The sequence below is a fragment of the Cobetia sp. genome, assembly GCF_983723665.1.
The window spans coordinates 1-4,892 of sequence record NZ_CFDJES010000104.1 but is presented as its reverse complement, the minus strand read 5'-3'; the positions used below and the strand labels follow the sequence as shown (position 1 = coordinate 4,892).

General features: G+C 64.3%; 5 protein-coding genes. 1 reads left to right on the top strand and 4 read right to left on the bottom strand.

The window, feature by feature from the left end; translation table 11 throughout:
* The 3 genes from AC4FAH_RS10740 to AC4FAH_RS10730 form a co-directional block, all read right to left on the bottom strand.
* Nucleotides 1-432: CreA family protein (locus AC4FAH_RS10740; RefSeq protein WP_490246014.1), on the bottom strand; the 432-nt coding region annotated here is incomplete at its 3' end.
* Between the two features lie 162 nt (nucleotides 433-594).
* Nucleotides 595-936 (bottom strand): DOPA 4,5-dioxygenase family protein, encoded by a 342-nt coding sequence (locus AC4FAH_RS10735; RefSeq protein ID WP_043333117.1) that lies wholly within the window; start codon nucleotides 934-936, stop codon nucleotides 595-597.
* Between the two features lie 115 nt (nucleotides 937-1,051).
* Nucleotides 1,052-1,822, bottom strand: coding sequence for a sulfite exporter TauE/SafE family protein (locus AC4FAH_RS10730; protein ID WP_234368262.1), 771 nt, complete (start codon nucleotides 1,820-1,822; stop codon nucleotides 1,052-1,054).
* Nucleotides 1,823-2,055: 233 nt separating this feature from the next.
* Here AC4FAH_RS10730 and AC4FAH_RS10725 point away from each other — a divergent pair, with 233 nt between their 5' ends.
* Complete coding sequence (locus AC4FAH_RS10725; RefSeq protein ID WP_054555362.1) at nucleotides 2,056-3,081, top strand: succinylglutamate desuccinylase/aspartoacylase family protein; 1,026 nt, start codon at nucleotides 2,056-2,058, stop codon at nucleotides 3,079-3,081.
* A 128-nt stretch (nucleotides 3,082-3,209) separates the two neighbouring features.
* Here the strand turns inward: AC4FAH_RS10725 and AC4FAH_RS10720 are convergent, their stop codons facing one another.
* Complete coding sequence (locus AC4FAH_RS10720) at nucleotides 3,210-4,607, bottom strand: peptide MFS transporter (protein ID WP_225347520.1); 1,398 nt, start codon at nucleotides 4,605-4,607, stop codon at nucleotides 3,210-3,212.
* Between the last annotated feature and the right edge of the window lie 285 nt (nucleotides 4,608-4,892).

Genomic DNA, 4,892 nt, shown 5'->3' with positions numbered 1-4,892 from the left:
CGGTGCCTGCCAGGCGTCGCTGCCCCACAGCGGCACGCTGCTCAGCGCATGCTTGAAGCTGCCGCTGGTTTCCTTGGTGCTGTAGGCGATATAGAGCAGGCTCTGGGAGTCGCGATCCAGAATGCGACGAATCTTGAGGCTCTTGAGCAGCACGCTCTTGGACTTGCGATAGACCTCCTCGCCACTCTTGGAGGTGTCGATGTCGGCGATCATCTCCGCCGTGATCGGACCGGTCTGGCGGCAGGCGATGCTCATGTCGGAGGGATCGGAGAAGTCGAGGTCCGCCTCGATGTTGCTCAGGTGGCAGGTCACGCCCGGCACCTTGGGGTCGATCAGGCTCTCGATCTTGATGTCCTTGGTGGTGAACAGGCCCAGCGAGACATCCCCGACCTCGTTGTCATCACAGCCGGCCAGCACCAGGCCTGAGGCCATCACACCCAGCAGGGCAGCACGAGAGGAAAGGCGGCGCAGTCGCGTCATGGGGGCATCCTTGAGTCAGTGGTGTCAGGCAATGATAGCGTGTCAGGCCCGCGGTGGGCGTCAACCATCGTCCGGGCATCAAAGCTTGCCGCGGGCTCAATGCTTGCCGCGGCCTCACTCGCTGGCGAAGGCCGCGAGATTCAGCGTATGCGAGTTGCCCAGCCACATCACGCCCTGGGTGTGATCGAAGAGGTCATCGCCGGTGCCGGCGTGCACGAAGATATCCAGCGAGCCGCGGTTGAGTGCCAGCCACGGGATGATGCGCCCGAATTCCTCAGGCAGGAAGGACAGCTGACAGCTCCACAGCGGGTGCGGGCCGACCGGCTGCTGGTGGAAGCGCCCGACGCGCAGCGTGAAGCGCTGCTCGGCCTGGGCCGCCAGTTCGCGAGCGGCGGCCAGGCTCTGCTCATCGGTGTAGTAGAGGTGGGCGTGGTAGTAGCTGATGTGGTGTGTCATGGCGTTGTCTCGATCGTTCTCAAGGGGTCTCCTTGCGCTCGGCCCCAAGGGCCGTGGCGGGAGTTTTCAATGGCTGGCGGCAGTGGTCGTCAGGGCGTGATGGGCCGCGCGGCCCTCAGCCCCAGGCCTTGTAGATCAACTGCACACCCACCAGCGCCATCGCGATGATGATCAGGCGGAAGAACAGCTTCTCGTTGACGCGGGATTGCAGCCACAGGCCACTTCTGACGCCCGCCCAGGCCACCGGCACCAGCAGCAGTGAGGTGGAGAGGCTGGTGAGGTTGATCTCGCCCAGCGCCACGTAGGGGCCCAGTTTCATCAGGTTCATGCCAGCGAAGATGATCACCGTGGTGGCGATGAAGGTCTCCTTGGGGTGCTGGCGCGGAATCATGTACAGGTTGTAGGGCGGGGCGCCGGCGTGGGCGAAGAAGCTGGTGAAGCCGGCGGTGGCCCCGGCAGGAATGGCCAGCCAGCGGGGCAGCGGTTTCCTGGCAGTGGGCTTGAACAGCATATAGGCGGCGAACAGCAGCGAGATGACGCCCAGCAGGCCGCGAATCATGTTCTCGTCCAGCTCATCGAACAGCACCACGCCCACCGCGATGCCGATGGCGGCGCTGGGCAGGATGATGCGCACCTCCGACCACAGCTGCTTGCCCCACCAGGCGCGGGAGCTCAGGAAGTCCATCACCAGCAACAGCGGCAGCAGGATGCCGGCGGCTTCCAGCGGCCCGATGGCCAGCGCCATCAGCGGCACCGAGAGCGAGCCGAAGCCTCCGGCGAAGCCGCCCTTGGAGATGCCGGTCAGGTAGGTCGAGAAGATGATCGCGCTCCAGGCCAGCGCAGAGTAATCGGGCAGTGTCAGCAGGGCATCGAGAGAATCGGTCACGGGCATCTCATGTCGAGAGGGCGGGCAAGGTGAGTCGTGAAGGCCCATTGTTGAACAATTCTGCCCGCGCTTCATCCCGACACGCTGCAATGAAGTCTTTCCCTTGGCGCACCAATGCGCTAAAAGGCGCATGTCGCACAGTGTTTTCTTTCGAGACACTGGGCGAGTAGCCTGATCTGGCGGGCATGTCGCAGTGCCTGCCGCTCGTTGGTCGAACAATCTCTGAGGTGGCGATGTCACGCGCTCCATTTGAAATCAGCGGTACCCGCATCGCGCCGGGAACGCGGGCCCAGGTCGATGTGCCTGTCGCCAAGCTCTACACCCATGCGCCGCTGCACATCCCCGTCGAGGTGGTGCATGGTCGCCAGCCCGGCCCGGTGCTGCTGGTGTGCGGTGCCATCCACGGTGACGAGATCAACGGCGTCGAGATCGTGCGGCGGCTGCTCAAGAGTTCCAGCCTTTCGCGGCTGCGCGGCACCCTGATCGCGGTGCCCATCGTCAACGTGTTCGGTTTCGTGCAGCACACGCGCTACCTGCCGGACCGCCGTGATCTCAACCGCTGCTTCCCGGGCAGTGAGAGCGGTTCGCTGGGCTCGCGGGTGGCGGCGCTGTTCCGTGAGCAGATCGCCGATCAGGCCACCCACATCATCGACCTGCACACCGGCGCGATTCATCGCACCAACCTGCCGCAGATCCGCGCCACCATGACCGGCAGTGATGCCACGCGTCAGATGGCGGACGCCTTCGGTGCGCCGGTGCTGCTGAATGCCGAGCTGCGCGAGGGCAGTCTGCGCGCCTATGCCAGCGAGCGCGGCGTGCCGGTCATCACCTATGAGGCCGGTGAGGCACTGCGCTTCGATGAGTGGGCGATTCGCCCGGGGGTCAGTGGCGTGAAGCGCGTGATGCGCTCCATCGGCATGCTGGCCAAGGACCGCGACCGCAAGCCCAGCTCGCGCGCGGTGGAGATGTCCAATGGCTCCAGCTGGGCGCGTGCCTCCATCGATGGCATCGTCCAGAGCCGCGTGGGCCTGGGGGACCGCGTCGAGAAGCATCAGGTACTGGGCATCGTCGCCGACCCCTTCGGCAACAGCGAAAGCGAGGTGCTGTCACCCGCGGATGGCATCATCATCGGCATGGCCAACCTGCCGCTGGCCAATGAGGGCGAGGCGCTCTATCACGTGGCGCGCTTCCATGCGATCGACGATGCCGAGAGCGCCGTCGACAACTTCCAGCAGCTGTTCGTGCCGGATTCCATCTAGGCGTTTCACGCCCCTTTACGGCCCTGTTGCTGGCAGTGATAACGCAAACGCCCCCCTCAATGAGCGGGGCGTTTGCGTTGCAGCAGTCTGTCGTCTGGTCGACAGCGATAGTCACCGTCACAGAGCACTCAGCCGTGACTGGTCTGGGTCTCGAGTGGGCCGTCATGACGCGCTTCCGCGCCGTGCATCCAGTCCACCAGCTTGCCGGCGAACACCAGCAACAGCAGGCCGCCGAGCACGCCGGTGATGGCGATGCCGCCGAACACGCTCATGGCACCGGCTTCGCCGACCAGCGAGCCGATCATCCCGGCCAGGTAGTTGGCCAGCGCCACGAAGGCGAACCAGGCGCCCATCATCAGCGCGCCCATGCGCACCGGTGACAGCTTGGTGACCATCGACAGCCCTACCGGTGACAGGCACAGCTCGCCGAGAGTGTGGAAGAAGAAGGCGCCTACCAGCCACATCATCGAGGCGCTGCCTGCGGCTTTCTGCTCCAGCACCGCGCCGATCATGCACACGAAGCCGATGCCGAGGGCGATCAGGCCGAAGGCGAACTTGACCGGCGAGCTGGGCTCGCGGTTGTCCATGCGTGTCCACAGACCCGCCAGCAGCGGCGAGAGCAGGATGATGAACAGCGGATTGAGCGACTGGAACCAGGCCGCCGGCACTTCAAAGCCCATCAGCATGCGATCGGTATAGTCCTGCGCATACAGCGCCATCAGGCCGCCGCCCTGCTCGAAACCGGCCCAGAACAGGATGGTGAACAGGCCCAGCACCATGATGACCTTGATGCGGTCACGCTCTTCACGGCTCAGCGGTGTCTTGCGGTTGTTGCTCTTGCTCAGGCGTGCCTCACGGCGGGCGCTGGGTTCGACCCCCAGGTCACCCAGATGGCGCGGCGCGAAGATGAGCTGGATGGCGACCGCCAGCAGCATGCCGATACCGGCCACCAGGAAGCCGGCGTTCCAGCCATAGCCTTCGGCCATGGAGCCCGCGACGATGCCCGACAGCAGCGCACCGATGTTGATGCCCATGTAGAAGATGGTGAAGGCGCCATCGCGGCGATGATCGCCCTGTTGATAGAGATCACCGACCATCGTGGAGATGTTGGGCTTGAACAGGCCGTTGCCGACGATCAGCAGGCCGAGGCCGACATACAGCAGCATCTCGGGGTCGAGGCCGCTCATGGCCGGCGGCACGGCGAGCACGAATTGCCCGGCCGCCATGATCAGACCCCCGATCAGGATCGCACGGCGGGCGCCCAGCCAGTTGTCGGCCAGCGCTCCGCCGAACATCGGCGTGATGTACACCAGGCCCGTGAAGATGCCGTACAGCTGCAGGGCGTCGCCCTGATTCCAGCCCAGACCGCCACTGGTGACGGCATCGGTGAGATAGAGCACCAGCAGGGCACGCATGGCGTAGTAGGAGAAGCGTTCCCACAGTTCCGTGGAGAACAGCAGATAGAGTCCGGCCGGATGCCCGAACAGCTCACGGCTGTTGGCTCCGGTAGGGGAGTGTGTGGACATGGAACCTCGAAGGAAGTGTCAGCAGAAGCAGCGCAGCCCGGATGACGGGACTGCATGGACCGGCCCACAGGTCTGCAGAGGAGGACTGTGGAGGAATCGCCGATGACGGAGCAGTTGTGTGGCTGACATCACGCGAGCATGGCGTGACGATGTCGAGACCGGTTGTTGTCCGCATGGTCAGCCATTCTGCGTGAGATGGCTTTGTCAGACAATCAAACGAAAGTCATGCATGTTGTTGGTATTTAAGGGGTTATTAGCTTAGATGGCGACGCAGGGTTGCGTCAG